The organism is Bradyrhizobium sp. CCBAU 21365, assembly GCF_015291305.1.
GTDB lineage: Bacteria > Pseudomonadota > Alphaproteobacteria > Rhizobiales > Xanthobacteraceae > Bradyrhizobium > Bradyrhizobium elkanii.
In genome coordinates this window covers 285,967-304,708 of sequence record NZ_CP030036.1, presented here as the reverse complement: position 1 = coordinate 304,708, position 18,742 = coordinate 285,967, and the positions used below count along the sequence as shown (strand labels likewise).

The 18,742-nt window shown below is 65.9% G+C and carries 15 protein-coding genes; 10 read left to right on the top strand and 5 right to left on the bottom strand.

Going from position 1 to position 18,742, the window contains the following annotated elements:
• Positions 1-103 precede the first annotated feature (103 nt).
• Complete coding sequence (gene acs, locus XI02_RS01425) at positions 104-2,071, top strand: acetate--CoA ligase (protein ID WP_172648976.1); 1,968 nt, start codon at positions 104-106, stop codon at positions 2,069-2,071.
• Between the two features lie 339 nt (positions 2,072-2,410).
• Positions 2,411-2,938, top strand: a complete 528-nt coding sequence (locus XI02_RS01420) for a L,D-transpeptidase (RefSeq protein WP_172646165.1) — start codon at positions 2,411-2,413, stop codon at positions 2,936-2,938.
• Between the two features lie 271 nt (positions 2,939-3,209).
• Here XI02_RS01420 and XI02_RS01415 read toward each other — a convergent pair whose 3' ends face one another.
• Both XI02_RS01415 and XI02_RS01410 read right to left on the bottom strand, forming a co-directional pair.
• On the bottom strand, positions 3,210-3,707 hold the full coding sequence (locus XI02_RS01415; protein WP_172646166.1) for a thermonuclease family protein: 498 nt from the start codon (positions 3,705-3,707) through the stop codon (positions 3,210-3,212).
• Between the two features lie 154 nt (positions 3,708-3,861).
• Positions 3,862-4,089 carry a DUF1674 domain-containing protein gene (locus tag XI02_RS01410; RefSeq protein ID WP_026192074.1) on the bottom strand — a complete coding sequence of 76 codons (228 nt, stop codon included), beginning with the start codon at positions 4,087-4,089 and terminating at the stop codon, positions 3,862-3,864.
• Between the two features lie 174 nt (positions 4,090-4,263).
• Here XI02_RS01410 and XI02_RS01405 point away from each other — a divergent pair, with 174 nt between their 5' ends.
• From XI02_RS01405 to purH, 3 genes are all read left to right on the top strand, one after another.
• The gene (locus tag XI02_RS01405; RefSeq protein WP_194483354.1) at positions 4,264-5,610 is read left to right on the top strand and encodes an RsmB/NOP family class I SAM-dependent RNA methyltransferase; all 1,347 of its coding nucleotides are present in this window, start codon (positions 4,264-4,266) and stop codon (positions 5,608-5,610) included.
• 153 nt (positions 5,611-5,763) lie between these two features.
• Positions 5,764-7,515, top strand: a complete 1,752-nt coding sequence (locus tag XI02_RS01400) for a heparinase II/III family protein (RefSeq protein ID WP_069279118.1) — start codon at positions 5,764-5,766, stop codon at positions 7,513-7,515.
• Positions 7,516-7,775: 260 nt separating this feature from the next.
• On the top strand, positions 7,776-9,368 hold the full coding sequence (gene purH / locus XI02_RS01395) for a bifunctional phosphoribosylaminoimidazolecarboxamide formyltransferase/IMP cyclohydrolase (RefSeq protein WP_172646168.1): 1,593 nt from the start codon (positions 7,776-7,778) through the stop codon (positions 9,366-9,368).
• A 44-nt stretch (positions 9,369-9,412) separates the two neighbouring features.
• Here the strand turns inward: purH and XI02_RS01390 are convergent, their stop codons facing one another.
• Positions 9,413-10,792: an MFS transporter gene (locus tag XI02_RS01390; RefSeq protein ID WP_172648977.1), complete on the bottom strand. Its 1,380-nt coding sequence runs from the start codon at positions 10,790-10,792 to the stop codon at positions 9,413-9,415.
• Between the two features lie 126 nt (positions 10,793-10,918).
• On the opposite strand from XI02_RS01390, the gene ggt reads away from it, so the two are divergent.
• The 3 genes from ggt (at position 10,919) to XI02_RS01375 (ending at position 15,353) form a co-directional block, all read left to right on the top strand.
• Entirely contained in the window at positions 10,919-12,664 is a 1,746-nt protein-coding gene (gene ggt, locus XI02_RS01385; RefSeq protein WP_172646169.1) for a gamma-glutamyltransferase, read from the top strand.
• Positions 12,665-12,980: 316 nt separating this feature from the next.
• Entirely contained in the window at positions 12,981-14,279 is a 1,299-nt protein-coding gene (locus XI02_RS01380) for an MFS transporter (RefSeq protein ID WP_069279114.1), read from the top strand.
• Between the two features lie 177 nt (positions 14,280-14,456).
• A complete protein-coding gene (locus tag XI02_RS01375; RefSeq protein ID WP_069279113.1) occupies positions 14,457-15,353 on the top strand; it encodes an NAD(P)-dependent oxidoreductase in 897 nt (298 codons plus the stop codon).
• Between the two features lies 1 nt (position 15,354).
• Here the strand turns inward: XI02_RS01375 and XI02_RS01370 are convergent, their stop codons facing one another.
• Both XI02_RS01370 and XI02_RS01365 read right to left on the bottom strand, forming a co-directional pair.
• Complete coding sequence (locus XI02_RS01370; protein WP_172646170.1) at positions 15,355-15,690, bottom strand: GIY-YIG nuclease family protein; 336 nt, start codon at positions 15,688-15,690, stop codon at positions 15,355-15,357.
• A 114-nt stretch (positions 15,691-15,804) separates the two neighbouring features.
• A complete protein-coding gene (locus XI02_RS01365) occupies positions 15,805-16,470 on the bottom strand; it encodes a glutathione S-transferase family protein (protein WP_018269343.1) in 666 nt (221 codons plus the stop codon).
• A 132-nt stretch (positions 16,471-16,602) separates the two neighbouring features.
• On the opposite strand from XI02_RS01365, the gene XI02_RS01360 reads away from it, so the two are divergent.
• Together XI02_RS01360 and XI02_RS01355 are read left to right on the top strand one after the other, a co-directional pair.
• A complete protein-coding gene (locus XI02_RS01360; RefSeq protein WP_172646171.1) occupies positions 16,603-17,190 on the top strand; it encodes a DUF2239 family protein in 588 nt (195 codons plus the stop codon).
• Positions 17,191-17,390: 200 nt separating this feature from the next.
• On the top strand, positions 17,391-18,557 hold the full coding sequence (locus XI02_RS01355; protein ID WP_244620959.1) for an integrase core domain-containing protein: 1,167 nt from the start codon (positions 17,391-17,393) through the stop codon (positions 18,555-18,557).
• Positions 18,558-18,742: the final 185 nt, after the last annotated feature.

Here is an 18,742-nt window from a genome sequence, read left to right as displayed (position 1 = left end):
CTTTTTCCTTGCCGGGCCGGAATGCGGCAACGCATAATCGCGGCAATGATCAAGACGGCTTGCCGCCGCGTTGTTTGCGATCGGCAATGAGCGGAGGAAAATGATGTCCGAGAAGATCTATGACGTGTCGGCCGACTGGGCCAAGCGCGCCTATATCGATGACGCCAAATATCGCGAGATGTACGCGCACTCGGTCAAGGACCCCAACGGCTTCTGGGGCGAGCACGGCAAGCGGATCGACTGGATCAAGCCCTACACCAAGGTCGAGAACGTCTCCTTCGCGCCCGGCAACATCTCGATCAAATGGTTCGAGGATGGCGTGCTGAACGTCGCCTGGAACTGCATCGACCGCCATCTCGACAAGCGCGGCGACCAGACCGCGATCATCTGGGAGGGCGACGATCCTTCCGAATCCAGGCACATCACCTACCGCCAGCTGCACGACGAAGTCTGCAAGATGGCCAACATCCTGCGCACGCGGAACGTCAAGAGGGGCGACCGCGTCACGATCTATCTGCCGATGATTCCGGAAGCGGCCTACGCCATGCTGGCCTGCGCGCGGATCGGCGCGATTCATTCGGTGGTGTTCGGCGGCTTCTCGCCGGACAGCCTCGCGCAACGCATCGAGGATTGCGACTCGAAGGTGGTGATCACCGCCGACGAGGGCCTGCGCGGCGGCAGGAAGGTGCCGCTGAAGGCCAATGTCGATGCCGCCATCGCCAAGATCGACTCTAAGGATTCCGGCGGCGTCGACTGGGTCGTGGTGGTAAAGCGCACCGGCGGCAAGATCGACATGAACCCGACCCGCGACCTCTGGTATCACGAGGCCGCCGAGATGGTGACGACGGAATGCCCGGCCGAGCACATGCATGCCGAGGACCCGCTGTTCATCCTCTACACCTCGGGCTCGACTGGTACGCCGAAGGGCGTGCTGCACACCTCCGCCGGCTATCTCGTGTTCGCGTCGATGACGCATCAATACGTGTTCGACTACCACGACGGCGACGTCTACTGGTGCACCGCCGACGTCGGCTGGGTCACCGGCCACAGCTACATCCTCTATGGGCCGCTCGCCAACGGCGCGACCACGCTGATGTTCGAGGGCGTGCCGAACTACCCGGACAATTCGCGTTTCTGGAACGTGGTCGACAAGCACAAGGTCAACATCTTCTACACCGCGCCGACCGCGATCCGCGCGCTGATGCAGGGCGGCGACGAGCCGGTGAAGAAGACCTCGCGCAAGTCGCTGCGCCTGCTCGGCTCGGTCGGCGAGCCGATCAATCCGGAAGCCTGGGAGTGGTACTACCGCGTGGTCGGCGACGACCGCTGCCCAATCGTCGACACCTGGTGGCAGACCGAGACCGGCGGCATTCTGATCACGCCGCTGCCCGGCGCGACCAAGCTGAAGCCCGGTTCGGCGACACGGCCGTTCTTCGGCGTGGTGCCGGAGATCGTCGATGCCGACGGCAAGACGCTGGACGGCGAGACCTCGGGCAATCTCTGCCTGACCAAATCATGGCCGGGCCAGATGCGCACGGTCTATGGCGACCATGCGCGGTTCGAGCAGACCTATTTCTCGACCTACAAGAACAAGTATTTCACCGGCGACGGCTGCCGCCGCGATGCCGACGGCTACTACTGGATCACCGGCCGCGTCGACGACGTCATCAACGTCTCCGGCCACCGCATGGGCACCGCCGAGGTCGAGAGCTCGCTGGTCGCGCACGAGGCGGTGTCGGAAGCCGCCGTGGTCGGCTACCCGCACGACATCAAGGGCCAGGGCATCTACGCCTATGTCACGCTGATGAAGGGCACCGAGCCGACCGAAGCGCTGCGCAAGGAGCTGGTCGCCTGGGTCCGCAAGGACATCGGCCCGATCGCCTCGCCGGACCTGATCCAGTTCGCGCCCGGCCTGCCCAAGACGCGCTCCGGCAAGATCATGCGCCGCATCCTGCGCAAGATCGCCGAGGACGAGCCGTCGAGCCTCGGCGACACCTCGACCCTGGCCGATCCGGCCGTGGTCGACGACCTCGTGCAGAACCGCCAGAACAAGAAGGGCGCGCCGGCGTAGGGCCAGCAGCAGCAAAATCAGAAAACCGAGGAAGGGCCGCGCGCGATCACCGCCGCGGCCCTTTCCTTTTCCCGCAACGGGCCGCTTCACGGGATTGTCAGAGGCATGGCGCGATTGAGGCGCGTTTGTGGCCAAGTGTTGTTTTCAGGTCATTTACTTTAATCCGAACTTTTCCTTTTCTCCGCGCCATCAGGACGTGTCTCGCGGCCGGTGTGAAACCACCCGGTTAACACACGCAGTTAATGTTGCGTGCGTGAGACCGGCAGGCCCGGTTTTTCAAGGGCTCTGCATCTTCGTTTTTGGCTTCCTCGCGGGAGCTGTTGGGAAGTGGAGAGGTTGATGTCGATGAAGTTTGCGGTGGCGCTGGCTGCCACGGCTGCTGTTACCCTTGGCGCTGTTGTCTTGACGTCGCAGGCGGCCGAAGCCCGGCCGGAAATGGTGGGAATACACGCCGATAACTATGAGCCAGGCACCATCGTGGTGAGGACCAACGAACGGCGGCTCTACCTCATTCTCGATTCCGGCCACGCGATGCGTTACCCGGTCGGCGTCGGCAAGTCCGGCAAACAGTGGGCCGGCACCACGAAGATCGACGGCAAATATCGCAACCCGGCCTGGTCGCCGCCCGCCGAGGTCAAGCGCGACAAGCCGAGCATCCCGAACGTGATCGCCGGCGGCTCGCCGCATAACCCGATGGGCGTCGCTGCGATGACGCTGGCCGGCGGCGAATATGCGATCCACGGCACCAACGTGCCGGGCTCGGTCGGCGGCTTCGTCTCCTACGGCTGCATCCGCATGCTCAACGCCGACATCACCGACCTCTATTCGCGCGTCGAGATCGGCACGACGGTCGTCGTCACCCGCTGATCAGGCAGAACGCTTCGCTGATAGAAAAGCCGCGCAACTGCGCGGCTTTTTGTTTGCGGAAGCTGCCGGATGTGATCGCTGGTGCCCGAAGCATGAGGAGATCAAGTTAAGCTGGATCGGCATCGGCGGTTCACCTCTCCCATGGGAGAGGTCGATTTGCGCAGCAAATCGGGTGAGGGGTTGCGGTCTATCGAGAAAGCAAGAGCCCTCACCCCGACGGGGAGAGGTGAATCGAAACCGCGGCAAGCCGATTCAACCAATCTCATCTCGCCTAGCGGGCAAAATATCCGCACCAGCCGAACCGGTGCCCGCCATTGTAGGCCCGGGCATGGCCGGCGGCGAGCAGCGCGGCCGAGACGTTGTCGGTCTTCCTGGTTGCGACGTCGGCGACGACGCGGCCCTGATATTTGTCTGGACCGACATTGTAGATCGCGACTTCGCCCTGACCGAGCAGGTCGCGCAGCGCCACCGTCGCCGCTTGCGCCATTTGCAGTTCACGCGCGCAGGACGCCTTCAGCTCCGGCGCGTCGATGCCGCGCAGCCGGACACGCGTGTACAGATCCGGGCCCGGCGAGAAATGCACCCGCGCCTCGAACGTGTCGCCGTCGATCGTCCTGATCACATCAACGTTGTGCCTGATGTCGGGCGCGCCGGCCCGCTGCCAGATGACGTCGGCGTCGCGAGACCTGCTCAACGACCAATGCGGCGGCAGATGCACCCATTGCCGGATCGGCAGCGTGCTGCCGATGGCAATGCCGAGAACGAACACCCATGGCAGCGCCGCCGAGACGCGTCGGCCCCAAGGCGACCTTCGTGAAGGAGGCCTGCGGAAGGGCGGACGTTCCGTCCCACGATAAGCATTTATTCTTTCGTATGGGGACATATTCCCAGACTGGCCTGAGTCGAGCCGTCAGGCAAGACTCTCAGAAGTCCGAGGCGATGCCCTTGGTCTCCCAATCGCCGTAACGCGTCGGTTCCGGTCCCTTCGGACCCTGGAACTCCTTCGGCCGCGCGGCCGCGTTCTGCGCGGCGGCCTCCTCGGCAGCCTTGCGCCGCGCCGCGGCCTCGGCGAGCGCGCGCTGCGCGGCCGGCGTCAGCGGCTTGCGCAGAGCGGCCTCCGGCAGCGACGACGATGGCGATTTATCAGACATGGCAAAACCTTCCGCCGCGGATTTCGTATCTCTGTGCTGGCTCAGTGACGACATCACGATCGCAAAATCCCGCAAGCCGATTCTTACATTTGGCATATTCGCATGCCAGAGGTGGTCTCGAGTTGATGGGCATGAGCCGAATGTAACTCAGCACCTTCGAGATATCTCCGCTTCATGCCTCCTTCAAGATTTGCAGTACCTGCCGAAGTCCCCGGCCTCGCGGCCCGCCGTATCGCGGCCGACATCCTCGATGGCGTGCTGCACAAGCACCGCACGCTCGACGACCAGCTCGACGGCGCCGGCGCGCATCCCGGCCTGAAGTCGCTCGCCGATCGCGACCGCGCGCTGATGCGCCGGCTGGTGTCGACCATCCTGCGCAAGCTCGGCACGCTCGGCCATCTGCTGTCGCGCCTGCTCGACCGCGGCGTCCCGACCGATGCGCCGCGCGCGCAGAGCGCGCTTCTGATCGGTGCGGCACAGATTCTCTGGATGGACGTGCCTGACCATGCCGCGGTCGATCTCTCGGTGCGGCTGGTGCAATCCGACCGGCGCGCCGCGAAATATGCCGGGCTCGTCAACGCCGTGCTGCGCCGCTGCGCGCGCGAGGGCCAGGGCCTGATCGACGAGATCAGCACGCAAACGCTGGACCTGCCGCCATGGATGCTGGCGCGCTGGAGCGCGCATTACGGCGAAGCCACCGCGCGCGAGATGGCGCTTGCGCTCGGACACGAGCCGTCGCTCGATCTCACGGTGAAGTCTGACGCGCCGCAATGGGCGAGCCGCCTGCACGGCGAGATACTGCCGACGGGAACCGTGCGCACGCTGCTGCAGGGTTCCGTCACGATGCTGCCCGGCTTTGCCGAAGGCCAGTGGTGGGTGCAGGACGCCGCCGCCGCGCTGCCGGTGCGGCTGTTCGGCGACATCAAGGACAAGGCGGTCGCGGATCTCTGCGCCGCGCCCGGCGGCAAGACCGCCCAGCTCGCGCTGGCCGGCGCACACGTCACCGCGGTCGACCGCTCGCCGGCGCGCGTGGCGCGGCTGCGCGACAATCTCACGCGTCTGGCCTTGCAGGCCGAGACCGTCGTTGCCGACGCCGCCGAATGGCCCGCCGAGGCCGCAAGCTTCGACGGTATCCTGGTCGATGCGCCCTGCAGCTCGACGGGAACCATCCGCCGCCATCCCGACGTCGCCTGGCTGCGGCAGGAAGCCGACATCGCCGCGCTGTCGGCGCTGCAGAAGCGGCTGCTGCAAAAGGCTACCAATCTGCTGAAGCCCGGCGGCACGCTGGTCTACTGCACCTGCTCGCTGGAGCCGGAGGAAGGCGAGCACGCGATCGCCGCGCTGCTGGCGAGCGAATCAGGCCTGCGCCGTGCGCCGGTCGAGAAGAGCGAGGTCGCCGGCCTCGACGACATCATCACCGCCGACGGCGATCTGCGCACTTTGCCGAGCCATTTGCCCAACGCCGACCCGCGGCTGGGTGGGCTGGATGGCTTTTACGCGACCCGGCTGGTTAAATCCTGATTTTAAACTTCAGTCCTCTAAGCTCGAAGTGATTCGTGCGGTATCAAGAGGGTGTCTGGGCAGGTTTCTTGGCAGGTTTCTTGGCAGGTGTCTTGGCCGCGTTTCCGGATTAAATAAGGATTCGTTGAAAATTCCCTCCCCGCAAGGTTAGGCGTGTCGGTCGCTCAAAGCAGACGCATCTCGACGCTGATTGCTGGCCGCTTTGCCCGCAGCATGATCGCGCGCGCCAGCGGGAGCACGGTTGCGCTGTCGCGGCTCTGGCCCGGCCGCACCGACCGGCTGATCATCGCCCCGCACGATCTGCGGACCGCCGACGCCACCCGCGCGGCCGAGATCTATGCTGGACGATTCGTTTTCGCCGGCAAGATCGTCACCTGCCACGGCCGCTCGATCTTCGATCTCGAGCCGCCGTCGGAGGATTGGGAAGCCGCCCTGCTCGGCTTCGGCTGGCTGCGCCATCTGCGCGCCGCCGACACCGCGCTGACCCGCGCCAACGCCCGCTCGCTGGTCGACGACTGGATCTCCAACCAGGCCCGCAAGCGGCCGCTGGAGCGCCGCGCCGATGTGCGCGCGCGGCGGGTGATCTCGCTGTTGTCGCAGGCGCCGCTCGTGCTCGGCGACACCGACGGAAAGTTCTACCGCAAATATCTGCGTGGGCTGGCGCGCGAGATCCGTTATCTGCGCCACGCGACGCTCGACAATGACGGCGTTCCCCGCCTGCAGGTGCTGATCGCGCTGTGCTACGCCTCGCTCTGTCTCGCCAACCAGGCGCGCAACATCAAATCGGCGACGCGCAGGCTGTCCGACGAATTGCAGCGCCAGATCCTGCCCGATGGCGGCCACATCTCGCGCAATCCCGGCGCGCTGGTCGAGCTGCTCAGCGATCTCCTGCCGCTGCGGCAGACCTTTGCCGCGCGGAATATCGCGCCGCCGCCGGCGCTTCTCAACGCCATCGACCGCATGATGCCGATGCTGCGCTTCTTCCGGCACGGCGACGGCAGCTTCGCGCTGTTCAACGGCATGAGCACCGCGCCGTCCGATCTCGTCGCGACGCTGCTCGCCTATGACGACACCCGCGGCGTGCCGATGGCGAGCATGCCGCATACCGGCTTTCAGCGGCTCGATGCCGGCAACACCGCGTTGATCATCGACACCGGCCCGCCGCCGCCGGCAAGCGTCAGCCAGGACGCGCATGCCGGCTGCCTGTCGTTCGAGCTCTCCTCCGGGGTGAGCCGCATCGTCGTCAATTGCGGCATGCCGAGCACCGGCCGCGACAATTGGCGGCCGTTCGCGCGCTCCACCGCGGCGCATTCGACGCTGACCTATCGCGATACGTCGTCATGCCAGTTCGTCGAGCTGTCGGCGATGAAGCGGCTGCTCCGCGGCGCGCCGATCACCAGCGGGCCCAGCAATGTCGAGAGCTACCGCGAAGCCGTTCCCGACGGCGACGTGCTCACCGCCTCGCATGACGGCTACCTCTCGCGCTTCGGCGTGATCCACCGCCGCGTGCTGATGGTCGCGCAGGACGGCACGCGGCTGGAGGGCGAGGATTCGCTGTCGCCGGCGCCGGGCGGCCGCATCAAGGGCAGCGAGGCCGATTTCGCGCTGCGTTTCCATTTGCACCCTTCGGTGAAGGCGAGCCGGCTGTCGGATGCCCGCGGCGTGATGCTGGTGCTGCCCAACCGCGACGTCTGGACCTTCGAGGCGATGGACGACAAGGTCGATCTCGAGGACAGCGTGTTCCTGGCCGGCAATGACGGCCCGCGCCGCACCTCCCAGATCGTGATCCGCCAGGACGCGAGGCAGGCCGGCACCATCCGCTGGAGTTTCGTGCGCTCCTCGACCTCGGCCTCCGCCACCACCGCGCGCCGCAACGCCCGCCGCGAGCCGGAACTGCCGCTGTAGGGCGACTGAAGGACCCCGCCCCGTCATCCTGAGGAGCCGCGAAGCGGCGTCTCGAAGGATGCACGGCCCGGCTGGTGGCCGTCGACCCTTCGAGACGCGCTGCGCGCTCCTCCAGCGACAAAGGCGAAGCCTTTGCGCGGGGGTGACGGGGAACGAATACCGGACCACCCTCAATTTGCGGGGAATCAGGCGCATGTACCGGTTTCGTGCCGCACAAAACCATGCTACCCGGCTGCCTTAACAGCCAGGGATTTTCCGATATGACCGAGCAGCTTCGCCGCGTGACCCGCGCTCTGTTGTCCGTTTCCGACAAGACCGGACTGATCGACTTCGCCAAGGCGCTGGCCGACCAAGGCGTCGAGCTGGTCTCGACCGGCGGCACCGCCAAGGCGATCGCGGCGGCCGGGCTGAAGGTCAGGGACGTCTCCGAGCTCACCGGCTTCCCCGAGATGATGGATGGCCGGGTCAAGACGCTGCACCCGAAGGTCCATGGCGGCCTGCTCGCGATCCGCGACAACAAGGAACACGCCGCGGCGATGGCCTCGCACGGCATCGCGCCGATCGACCTTCTGGTCGTCAACCTCTATCCGTTCGAGGCCACCGTCGACAAAGGCGCCGGCTTCGAGGAGTGCATCGAGAACATCGACATCGGCGGCCCCGCGATGATCCGCGCCGCGGCCAAGAACCATGACGACGTCGCCGTGGTGGTCGAGGCGAACGACTATTCCGCCGTGCTCGACGAGCTCGCCGCACACAAGGGCGCGACCTCGCTTCAGTTGCGCCGGCGGCTCGCCGCCAAGGCCTATGCGCGCACCGCGGCCTATGACGCCGCGATCTCGAACTGGTTCGCCGTGCAGCTCGACACCAAGGCGCCGGATTTCCGCGCCTTCGGCGGCAAGCTGATCCAGTCGTTGCGCTATGGCGAGAACCCGCACCAGACCGCGGCGTTCTATGCCACGCCGGAGAAGCGGCCGGGCGTTGCGACCGCGCGCCAGCTGCAGGGCAAGGAACTGTCCTACAACAACATCAACGACACCGACGCGGCCTATGAATGCGTCGGCGAGTTCGATCCGCAGCGCACCGCGGCCTGCGTGATCGTCAAGCACGCCAATCCTTGCGGCGTCGCCGAGGGCCCCGATCTCGCGACCGCCTATGCCCGCGCGCTGGCCTGCGACTCCACTTCGGCCTATGGCGGCATCATCGCGGTCAACCGCACGCTCGATGCGGACGCGGCGCGCGCCATCATCGGCATCTTCACCGAGGTGATCATCGCGCCCGATGCGACCGAGGAGGCGATCTCGATCATCGCCGGCCGGCGCAATCTGCGCCTGCTGCTCGCCGGCGGCCTGCCGAACGCGCGTGCGACAGGCCTCACCGCCAAGACCGTCGCCGGCGGCCTCTTGGTGCAGAGCCGCGACAATGCGGTGGTCGAGGACATGAACCTGAAGGTCGCGACCAAGCGCACGCCGACCGACGCCGAGCTGCGCGATCTCAAATTCGCGTTCCGCGTCGCCAAGCACGTCAAGTCGAACACCATCATCTACGCCAAGGATCTCGCCACCGTCGGCATCGGCGCCGGCCAGATGAGCCGGGTCGATTCCGCACGCATCGCCGCGCGCAAGGCGCTGGATGCGGCGGCCGAGCTGAAGCTCGCCGAGCCGCTGACCAAGGGTTCGGTGGTCGCCTCCGACGCCTTCTTCCCGTTCGCTGACGGCATGCTGGCCTGCATCGAGGCCGGCGCCACCGCGGTGATTCAGCCCGGCGGCTCGATGCGCGACGACGAGGTGATCAAGGCCGCCGACGAACACGGCATCGCCATGGTGTTCACGGGCGTGCGGCATTTCAGGCATTGATCCATCCGTTGTCGTCCCGGCAAAGGCCGGGACGATGGCGGTGGTTACTCCCGCACCTTCGCCAATAGCGCCAGTCCCGCCACGAAGAACGCCACCAGCACCGCCATGCCGGCCTTCTGGCTTGCCGTCGCCGCGGTGATCGCGCCGATCAGGAGCGGGCCGATGAACGACGTCACCTTGCCGGTGAGCGCGAACAAGCCAAAATACTGCGCGATGCGATCCTTCGGCGCGAGGCGGATCAGGAGCGAGCGCGAAGCGGCCTGCAGCGGTGCGCCGGTGGCGCCGATCAGGCAGCCCAGCACGATGTAAGCGCGCTCGGCAGCGCCCGCGAACAGAGGGCCGCCCGGCACCGGCGGCGCGACCGGGATGAACAGGATGGAATCCTTGTTCACGGTGAGGATCACGACGATCGCAAACAGCAGGATCACGAGGCTGCCGGTGATCACGCGCTTCGGTCCGAATGCATCATCGAGCTTGCCGCCGGTCCAGCCGCCGAACGTGCCGGCCACCGCGAGGATGATGCCGAAGGTGCCGATCCGGATCGTGTCCCAGCCGAACGTACCTGCGGCATAGATGCCGCCGAACGCGAACAGCGAGACCAGCCCGTCGGTGTAGATCATGTTCGCCAGCAGAAACCGCGCGAGTGACTTCTGCCTCGGCAGGCTCGACAACGATTCCCTGAGCTCGCGCAAACCTTCGCCGAGCGCCGCGCGCAGCGGGCGCTTCGTCGGATAGTCCGGCGTGAACAGGAACATCGGCGTCACGAAGATGATGAACCAGAGCCCGGTCAGCGGCCCGGTGATGCGGTCGCCTTCATGCATGGCAGGATCGAGACCGAACAGCGGCGTGAAGCCGAACAGCGTGCGGCCGGTCTCGGCATTGGCGGCGAGGAATCCAAGCACCAGCACGAGACTCAGGATGCCCCCGACATAACCGGTGGCCCAGCCGGTGCCCGAGAGCCGCCCGATCCGGTCGGGCGGCACCAGAGTCGGCATCATCGCATTGTTGAAAACGGTCGCGAACTCGACGCCGACGCTTGCGATCGCATAGGCGAGCAGCAGCATAGGGATGATGTCGGGATTGCCGGGCTTGCCGATCCACATCGCGCTCGAGCCGATCACGAGCAGCGCGCCGAAGCCCGCGATCCACGGCTTGCGACGACCGCTGGCATCGGCGATTGCCCCGAGCACCGGCGACAGCAGCGCGATCGCAAGTCCGGCAGCCGCGGTGGCAAACCCCCACAGCGCCTGGCCGCTGGCGGCATCCGGCGCGACAAAGCTCGCGAAATAAGGCGCGAACACGAAGGTCGTGATCAGCGTGAAATAAGGCTGCGCGGCCCAGTCGAAGAAGATCCAGCTGATGACGGCGGCGCGGCCCGGATAAACCTTGGTGGTGGCCTTCGCGTCACCGGCGCCCGTCTGCATTGTTGCCGTCATCGCGAAAGATATTCCCCAACTCGAACCACAGGCAGGCTTTTGCCGTTCCAATCCGCTCCCATATAGCATGAGCCGGTTTGACCGATACGGCGATGAACAGGGCAGGACATTTCGATGGCGCTGACGGCAACGATGTCGCGACGGCTGTTTGCCGCTCTCCTGGTGATTGGTATCGCGACGCCTGCCCTCGGCCAGGTCCAGCGCCGCTTCTATGAACCGTCAGCAGCGGACACGATTCGCAGCATTCGCGCCGAAAACGGCATGGTGGTGGCGCAGGAGAAGCTGGCTGCGCAAGTTGGCGCCGACATCCTGCGACAGGGCGGCAATGCGGTCGACGCCGCGGTCGCCACCGGCTTTGCGATGGCCGTGACCTATCCGCGCGCCGGCAATATCGGCGGCGGCGGCTTCATGGTGATCCATCTTGCCGGACGCAATGAGGATGTCGCGATCGACTATCGCGAGACCGCGCCGCAGGCTGCGACCCGCGACATGTTCCTGAACGCCGACGGCAAGCCCGATCCCGACAAGTCGCGCAACTCCGCGCTTGCGATCGGCGTGCCCGGCACGGTCGCGGGCCTTTCGCTGGCGCTGGAGAAATACGGCTCCGGCAAGTTCACGCTGGCGCAGATCCTCAAGCCCGCGATCGATCTCGCGCGCGACGGCTTCATCGTCACCGACGACACATCGGACACGCTGAACGACATGTATCGCCGCATGTCGCGCTGGCCGAATTCGGCCAGGACGTTCTCGCACGCCGATGGTACGCCGCTGCGCGAGGGTGACCGCCTGATCCAGGGCGATCTCGCCGGCGTATTGACTGATATTGCCGAACGAGGCCCGCGCGGCTTCTACCAAGGCGCCGTCGCCGAGAAGCTCGTCAGCGGCATCAGGAATGCCGGCGGCATCTTCACCCTCGAGGATCTGAAATCCTACCAGCCGGTGACCCGCACGCCGATCCGCGGCAGCTATCGCGGCTACGACATCGTCTCGATGCCGCAGCCCTCCTCCGGCGGCGTCGTGCTGCTTGAGATTCTCAACATCCTCGAAGGCTTTCCGATGTCCGACATGAGGCAGGGCTCGGCCGCCTCGCTGCATGTGATGATCGAGGCGATGAAGCGGGCCTATGCCGATCGCGCGCGCTATCTCGGCGATCCCGCCTTCGTCGACGCGCCGACGCAATTGCTGATCGACAAGGACTATGCCGCCAAGCAGCGCGCCACCATCGATCTTGCCCGCGCCACGCCATGGACCGATGTGCGCAACGCGAAGCAACCGCGCGAGGGCGACAACACAACGCATTATTCGGTCGTCGACGCCGGCGGCAACGCCGTCAGCAACACCTACACGCTGAACTTCCCCTACGGCGTCGGCCTCGTCGCCGACGGCACAGGCGTGCTGCTGAACAACGAGCTCGACGATTTCACCGCCGCGCCCGGCGCCTCCAATGCCTTCGGCCTGGTCGGCTTCGAGGCCAATCTGCCGGGACCCGGCAAGCGACCGCTGTCGTCGATGTCGCCGACCATCGTGCTGAAGGACGGCAAGCCGGTGCTGGTGACGGGCTCGCCCGGCGGCAGCCGCATCATCTCCGCGGTGACGCAGATCATCGTCGACGTGATCGACTACAAGATGGACGTTGCGGCCGCGGTCGCCGCGCCCCGCATGCACCATCAATGGCTGCCCGACGAGGTCCGGATCGAGCGCGGCTTTCCCGACGCGGTGCTGGGCGATCTGCGCGCCAAGGGCCACAAACTGGTCGAGCCGCTCGGCTACTCCTCCGCGAACTCGATCCTCGTCACGACCAACGGTCTGCTCGGCGCACCGGATCCGCGCACGCGCGGCTCGGAGGCTGCGGGATACTAACGTGATCGGATCGGGTTGAGCTGGAGCGGCATCGGAGGTTCACCTCTCCGTTGGGAGAGGTCGATTTGCGTAGCAAATCGGGTGAGGGGTTACGGTCTATCGAGAAAGCAAAAACCCTCACCCGGATTGCTTCGCAATCCGACCTCTCCCCGTCGGGGAGAGGTGAACCAAAACCGCCGTGAGCCGATTCAGCCAAATCTCATCCCGCTCTAAACGCGGCTTTGCCCAGCCTGCGACATCGCGATAGATTGGCGGTCCGCGCACCTCCGGCCGCGGATCGCAAACAGCCGGTGAACGATTTCTCCGGGGAACGCGCATGAGCACGGCCGAATCCAAATCGATGGAAGTTGCAGAGATCGAGGACACCAGCCTCCTCGCCTTCTATCGCGACATGAACCTGCAGGAGCGGCGCACGTTCTGGGCCTGCGCGTCGGGCTGGACGCTCGACGGCATGGATTTCATGATCTATCCGCTGGTGATCGGCACCATCATCACGCTCTGGAAGGTCGATCCCGGCACCGCCGGGCTCGCGGGCACCGTGACATTGCTGGCCTCCGCCGTGGGCGGCTGGCTCGGCGGCTATTTGTCCGACCGCATCGGGCGGGTTAAGACGCTGCAGCTCACCATCATCTGGTTCTCATTCTTCTCGCTGGTCTGCGCAGTGGTGCAGAATTTCGATCAGCTTCTGGTCGCCCGCGCACTGCTCGGCCTCGGCTTCGGCGGCGAATGGGCGGCCGGCGCCGTGCTGATCGGCGAGGCGATCCGGCCGCAATATCGCGGACGCGCGGTCGGCTCGGTGCAGTCGGGCTGGGCGGTCGGCTGGGGCCTCGCGGTGCTGGCGCAGGCGATCCTGTTCTCGGTGCTGCCGGCGGAGAACGCCTGGCGCTGGATGTTCGTGATCGGCGCGCTGCCGGCGCTGCTGGTGTTCTATCTGCGCCGCTATGTCACCGAGCCGGAAATCTCCGCCGCGACCATGGCGCAGGCGCAGGCCTCCGGCAGCGGACCCGCCGCGTTGTGGGAGATCTTCCACGGACCGATCCTGAAGACCACGCTGCTGGCGTCGCTGGTCGGCACCGGCATGCAGGGCGGCTACTACGCCATCACCTTCTGGGTGCCGCGCTTCCTCACCACCGAGCGCAAGCTGTCGGTGGTCGGCTCGACCGGCTATCTCGCGACGCTGATCATCGGCTCGTTCATCGGCTATCTGGTCGGTGCCTGGCTCGCCGACCGGATCGGCCGGCGCAATCTGTTCCTGATCTTCTCGATCGGCGCGATCGCGGTGGTGCTGCTCTACACCCAATTGCCGCTGTCCAACGAGGTGCTGTGGGTGCTGGGTTTTCCGCTCGGCTTCTTTGCCTCGGGCTATTTCTCCGGCATGGGCGCGTTCCTGACCGAACTGTATCCGACGCGGCTGCGTGGCTCCGGCCAGGGCTTCTGCTACAATTTCGGCCGCGGCATCGGCGCGCTGTTCCCGTTCCTGGTCGGCGCGCTGTCGACCACGACCACGCTCGCCAACGCGATCGCGATCTTCGCGGTGGCGGCTTATGGCGTGTTCTTCCTCGCCGCCTACGCGCTGCCGGAAACACGCGGGCGTGTGCTGCATGCGGATGGATAGGACGTGAGGTAGGGCTGTGGCTGCGCCGCTTGCTCGGTCGTCCCCTCCTCCCTTGCGGGGGAGGGCTAGGGAGAGGGGTAGCCGCGAAGGCGGTGTGTGTGGCTTACCCCTCTCCCCAACCCTCCCCCGCAAGGGGGGAGGGAGCCTGATAGTGTGCGTCCCTAACAGGAGGCTGCCATGACATCGCTCAAGGGCAAGACGCTGTTCATCTCGGGCGCGAGCCGCGGCATCGGGCTGGCGATCGCGCTGCGCGCCGCGCGTGACGGCGCCAATGTCGCGATCGCGGCGAAGACCGCCGAGCCGCATCCGAAGCTGAAGGGCACGATCTACACCGCCGCCGACGCGGTCCGCGCCGCCGGCGGCAAGGCGCTGCCGGTGCTCTGCGACATCAGGGACGAGGCGCAGGTGATGGCGGCGATCGAGCAGACCGTCGCCGCGTTCGGCGGCATCGACGTCTGCGTCAACAATGCCAGCGCCATCAGCCTGACCAATTCGCAGGCAACCGACATGAAGCGGTTCGACCTGATGATGGGAATCAACACCCGCGGCACCTTCATGGTGTCGAAATACTGCATCCCGCATCTGAAGAAGGCGGAGAATCCGCACATCCTGATGCTGTCGCCGCCGCTCGACATGAAGACGAAATGGTTCGAGCACTCGACCGCCTACACGATGGCGAAGTTCGGCATGAGCATGTGCGTGCTCGGGCTGGCGGGCGAATTGAAATCGGCCGGAGTTGCCGTCAACGCGCTGTGGCCGCGCACCACGATCGCAACCGCGGCGGTCGGCAATCTGCTCGGCGGCGACGCCATGATGCGGGCGAGCCGCACGCCCGAGATCATGGGCGATGCGGCCTACGCGATCATCACCCGGCCGTCGCGCGAATTCACCGGGCATTTCTGCATCGACGACAAGGTGCTCTATGCCAATGGCGTACGCGACTTCGAGCGCTACCGCGTCGATCCCTCGGTGCCGCTGATGTCGGACTTCTTCGTGCCCGACGACGACGTGCCGCCGCCCGGCGTCACCGTGCAGCCGCTGCCGTCGGTCGGCGGCGCCCAGACGTCTCGCTAGGCTAGACCACAGACGCGTTCAGCTCTGCGCGCCAATGCTGCACGCGCTCCTTCAGCAGCGTGTCGCGCACATAGCCGAGCTCCTCGTCCTCGATCCGCTCCAATGTTTCGAGCGAGAGATGATCCGCGCCGTGGGCCGTCCAGGCGCGCTGCAGCTCCGCGTTGCGATGGCTGCCCATCCGCAGCGTGAACCAGATGCGGTTCTCGATCTTGTCGAGATCGAGCGCCTGCCCCACCCAGACCTCGCCGGTCGCGCGACAGCGAATCGCGAACACGCCGGCAACGCTCGCGCGTTTCTTGTAGTCGGCGATGGCTTGCTTGCGGTCCTCGGTCTTCATGGCAGCTCCGATGTTCCAGGCACGCTATTTATACCCGGGCATTATTGACAAGGCAATATTACCCGGATAAAAAATAGCGGCATCGAAACCCGAGCCGCTGTTATGACCGCGAACTTACCGGCCGACCTGGTACGGGCCGCCCTTCTCCAGCGCCCGCGCATAGGCCGGGCGGGCGTGGATGCGCTCAAGGAACGCGACACATTTGGGATGGCCGTCCTCGAGCCCACCGCGCGCCGCGGCAGCCTCGAGCGGAAAGCTCATCTGGATGTCGGCGCCGGAAAACGCGCTGCCGGCGAACCATTCGCTCTTGCCGAGCTCGCCTTCCCAATAGGCCATGTGCTGCTTGAGCTGCGGATTGACCAGCGTCGACAGCGCCGTGTTGGACACCTTGCGCACCAGGGGCCGCAGCAGCGCCGGCGCGCGCTTCGGCATCAGCGTGAACAGCAGCTTCAGCAGCAGCGGCGTCATCGCCGAACCCTCGGCGTAGTGCAGCCAATAGGTGTAGCGCAGCCGCTCCGGCGTATCGGCCGGCGGGATCAGGCGCCCGTTGCCGTAGGTCGCGATGATGTATTCGAGGATCGCGCCGGATTCCGCGATCGTGTGGCCGTTGTCGGTGACGACGGGCGACTTGCCGAGCGGATGGATCGCGCGCAGCTCCTTCGGCGCCCGCATGTCGGGCTGCCGCTGATAGCGCACGATCTCGTAAGGCACACCCAATTCCTCGAGCAGCCACAGCACGCGCTGCGAGCGGGAATTGTTGAGGTGATGAACCGTCAGCATGGGGCGTCCTCTGAAAGATCAGCGCAATCGGGCGGCGCTTGGTGCCAGCGGGAAACGAGAAAGTCGAGATCCACGCGCCGCGATTGCTAAGAATTATCCGGGCAGTATGTCGCGCAATCTGAGAGGTCTACCATGAATCCTGCCTATGTCGCGTTCGAAGGCGAGCACCGCATCGGGGCCGGCGACCTCCCGGAGGTTGCGCGCGCCGCCAAGCAACACCTCGACCAGCGCAAGGACGCCGCGATCCTGGTATTCAACGGCCGCACCTCGGCGCTGGTCGATATCGATTTCCGCGGCTCGGTCGACGATGTGCTGGGGCGGCTGCCGACGCTTGCGCCTGCGCGCAACGAGGAGTCGGCGGCGCCGACCGCGCCGCGCGGGCCCGGTCGGCCAAAGCTTGGCGTCGTCGCGCGCGAGATCACGCTGCTGCCACGGCATTGGGACTGGCTCGCGCAGCAGAAGGGCGGTGCATCGGTTGCGATCCGCAAGCTGATCGACGAGGCGCGGCGCTCAAGCGGCGACAAGGACCGCACGCGCAGCGCGCAGGATGCCGCCTATCGCTTCATGACTGTCATGGCCGGCAACCGGCCGAACTATGAGGATGCGATCCGCGCCCTGTTCGCCCACGACCGGCGCCGCTTTGCGACGCTGATCGCGGACTGGCCGGCCGATATCCGCGATCACGCGATCCGGCTCGCCTATAGCGATCAAGCGGACTGACGCCCGATGAACTAATGTCGACGGGCAACCGCGAGCGAGCTGCGCCCCCTCTCCCGCTTGCGGGGGAGGGCTGGGGTGGGGGTTTTGCCACGGGTACAGACCGGATAGATACCCGACAGTTTAGACCGGCATGATTGCCGACAGGTTTCTAGAAGCATCGGCGGGAGGGCCCGACGATGCCGTTCAGAGAGACCAGTCGGATGGAAGAGCGTATCCGGATGTTTATGGAGTACGAGAGCGGGAACTGGAACGTGTCGGAGTTGTGCCGCCGTCACGGTATCTGCCGCGACACGTTTTACGCATGGCGCCAGCGGAAGCAGAGCGGCGATCCGGAGTGGTTCAGGGACCGTTCGCACGCGCCGCAGCAATGCCGACAAACGACCGATGCAGCGATTGCAGAGAAGGTGATCGCGGCTCGGCAGCGCTTTCCCTATCTGGGACCGCGCAAGCTGCTCGCCTTGCTCGACCGCCAGGCGCCGGAGATCGATTGGCCGGCGGCGTCGACGATTGGGAGCATTCTCAAGCGCGCGGGGCTGATCTCGCCGGTGAAGCGCCGTCGCCGTCCGCTCGACCAGCGGCGTCCCTGCACGCCGGTGCAGGAGCCGAACGACGAGTGGAGCGTGGACTTCAAGGGCTGGTTTCGCACCCGCGACCAGTGCCGGGTCGATCCCCTGACGGTGGCCGACAGCCACAGCCGCTTCCTGATCGAACTGCAGATCGTCGCACCGACGACCGAGGGCGTCCGCCCCCGCTTCGAAAGAGCTTTCCGCGAGCATGGCCTGCCGCGGGCAATCCGCTGCGACAATGGTTCGCCGTTCGGCTCGCGCGGCGCCGGCGGTCTCACCACATTGTCGGTCTGGTGGCTGAAGCTCGGCATTACGCCGCGCTTCATCCGTCCGGCCTCGCCGCAGGAGAACGGTCGCCATGAGCGCATGCATCGCACCTTGAAGGCGCAAACATCGAGCCCACCGGCAGATAATGCGTCGGAGCAACAGGCCCGCTTTGACGCCTTCCGAGAGCATTACAATAGGGAACGTCCTCACGAAGCGCTGGGCCAACGGCCGCCGGAAGACGCCTATCGAGCATCTCAACGCACCATGCCGGATCGCGAGCAAGACCCCTGGTATGACGCCAATCACCAGGCCCGCCGTGTTCGCGGCAACGGAGAGATCAAATGGAAAGGCAAGTTCGTCTTTATCGGTCAGGCGCTGGTGAACGAACTTGTCGGCATCGCCGAACTCGATACCGGTGACCACGTCGTCCGCTTCTGCGACCTCGACGTCGGTCTCATCGACCGCCGCGGTCTGTTCACCCGGTTCGCTCCGCCGCGTGAGGGGCTGCGCGAACCGGGTGAACAGACCGCTTAACCCAAACTGTCGGGGATCATGCCGGTCCAAAATGTCGGGAATCATGCCGGTTGAACAACGCAGAGATTCTTTCCGGTGGAGAGAGCCCCCACCCGGATCGCATCTGTCGATGCGATCCGACCTCCCCCGCAAGCGGGAGAGGTGCAGCGAGTGTGCCGCCTGATCTAGGACGTACCAGCCAGGTG

What these genes read in the sequence shown, in the direction of transcription:
- XI02_RS01365 (WP_018269343.1), bottom strand. Translation starts at nt 16,470, where the DNA reads ATGCTGACGGTTCATCACCTCAACAATTCCCGCTCGCAGCGCGTGCTG.
- XI02_RS01355 (WP_244620959.1), top strand. Translation starts at nt 17,391, where the DNA reads ATGGAAGAGCGTATCCGGATGTTTATGGAGTACGAGAGCGGGAACTGG.
- purH (WP_172646168.1), top strand. Translation starts at nt 7,776, where the DNA reads ATGACCGAGCAGCTTCGCCGCGTGACCCGCGCTCTGTTGTCCGTTTCC.
- XI02_RS01405 (WP_194483354.1), top strand. Translation starts at nt 4,264, where the DNA reads ATGCCTCCTTCAAGATTTGCAGTACCTGCCGAAGTCCCCGGCCTCGCG.
- acs (WP_172648976.1), top strand. Translation starts at nt 104, where the DNA reads ATGTCCGAGAAGATCTATGACGTGTCGGCCGACTGGGCCAAGCGCGCC.
- XI02_RS01380 (WP_069279114.1), top strand. Translation starts at nt 12,981, where the DNA reads ATGAGCACGGCCGAATCCAAATCGATGGAAGTTGCAGAGATCGAGGAC.
- ggt (WP_172646169.1), top strand. Translation starts at nt 10,919, where the DNA reads ATGGCGCTGACGGCAACGATGTCGCGACGGCTGTTTGCCGCTCTCCTG.
- XI02_RS01420 (WP_172646165.1), top strand. Translation starts at nt 2,411, where the DNA reads ATGTCGATGAAGTTTGCGGTGGCGCTGGCTGCCACGGCTGCTGTTACC.
- XI02_RS01370 (WP_172646170.1), bottom strand. Translation starts at nt 15,690, where the DNA reads ATGAAGACCGAGGACCGCAAGCAAGCCATCGCCGACTACAAGAAACGC.
- XI02_RS01390 (WP_172648977.1), bottom strand. Translation starts at nt 10,792, where the DNA reads ATGCAGACGGGCGCCGGTGACGCGAAGGCCACCACCAAGGTTTATCCG.
- XI02_RS01375 (WP_069279113.1), top strand. Translation starts at nt 14,457, where the DNA reads ATGACATCGCTCAAGGGCAAGACGCTGTTCATCTCGGGCGCGAGCCGC.
- XI02_RS01360 (WP_172646171.1), top strand. Translation starts at nt 16,603, where the DNA reads ATGAATCCTGCCTATGTCGCGTTCGAAGGCGAGCACCGCATCGGGGCC.
- XI02_RS01410 (WP_026192074.1), bottom strand. Translation starts at nt 4,089, where the DNA reads ATGTCTGATAAATCGCCATCGTCGTCGCTGCCGGAGGCCGCTCTGCGC.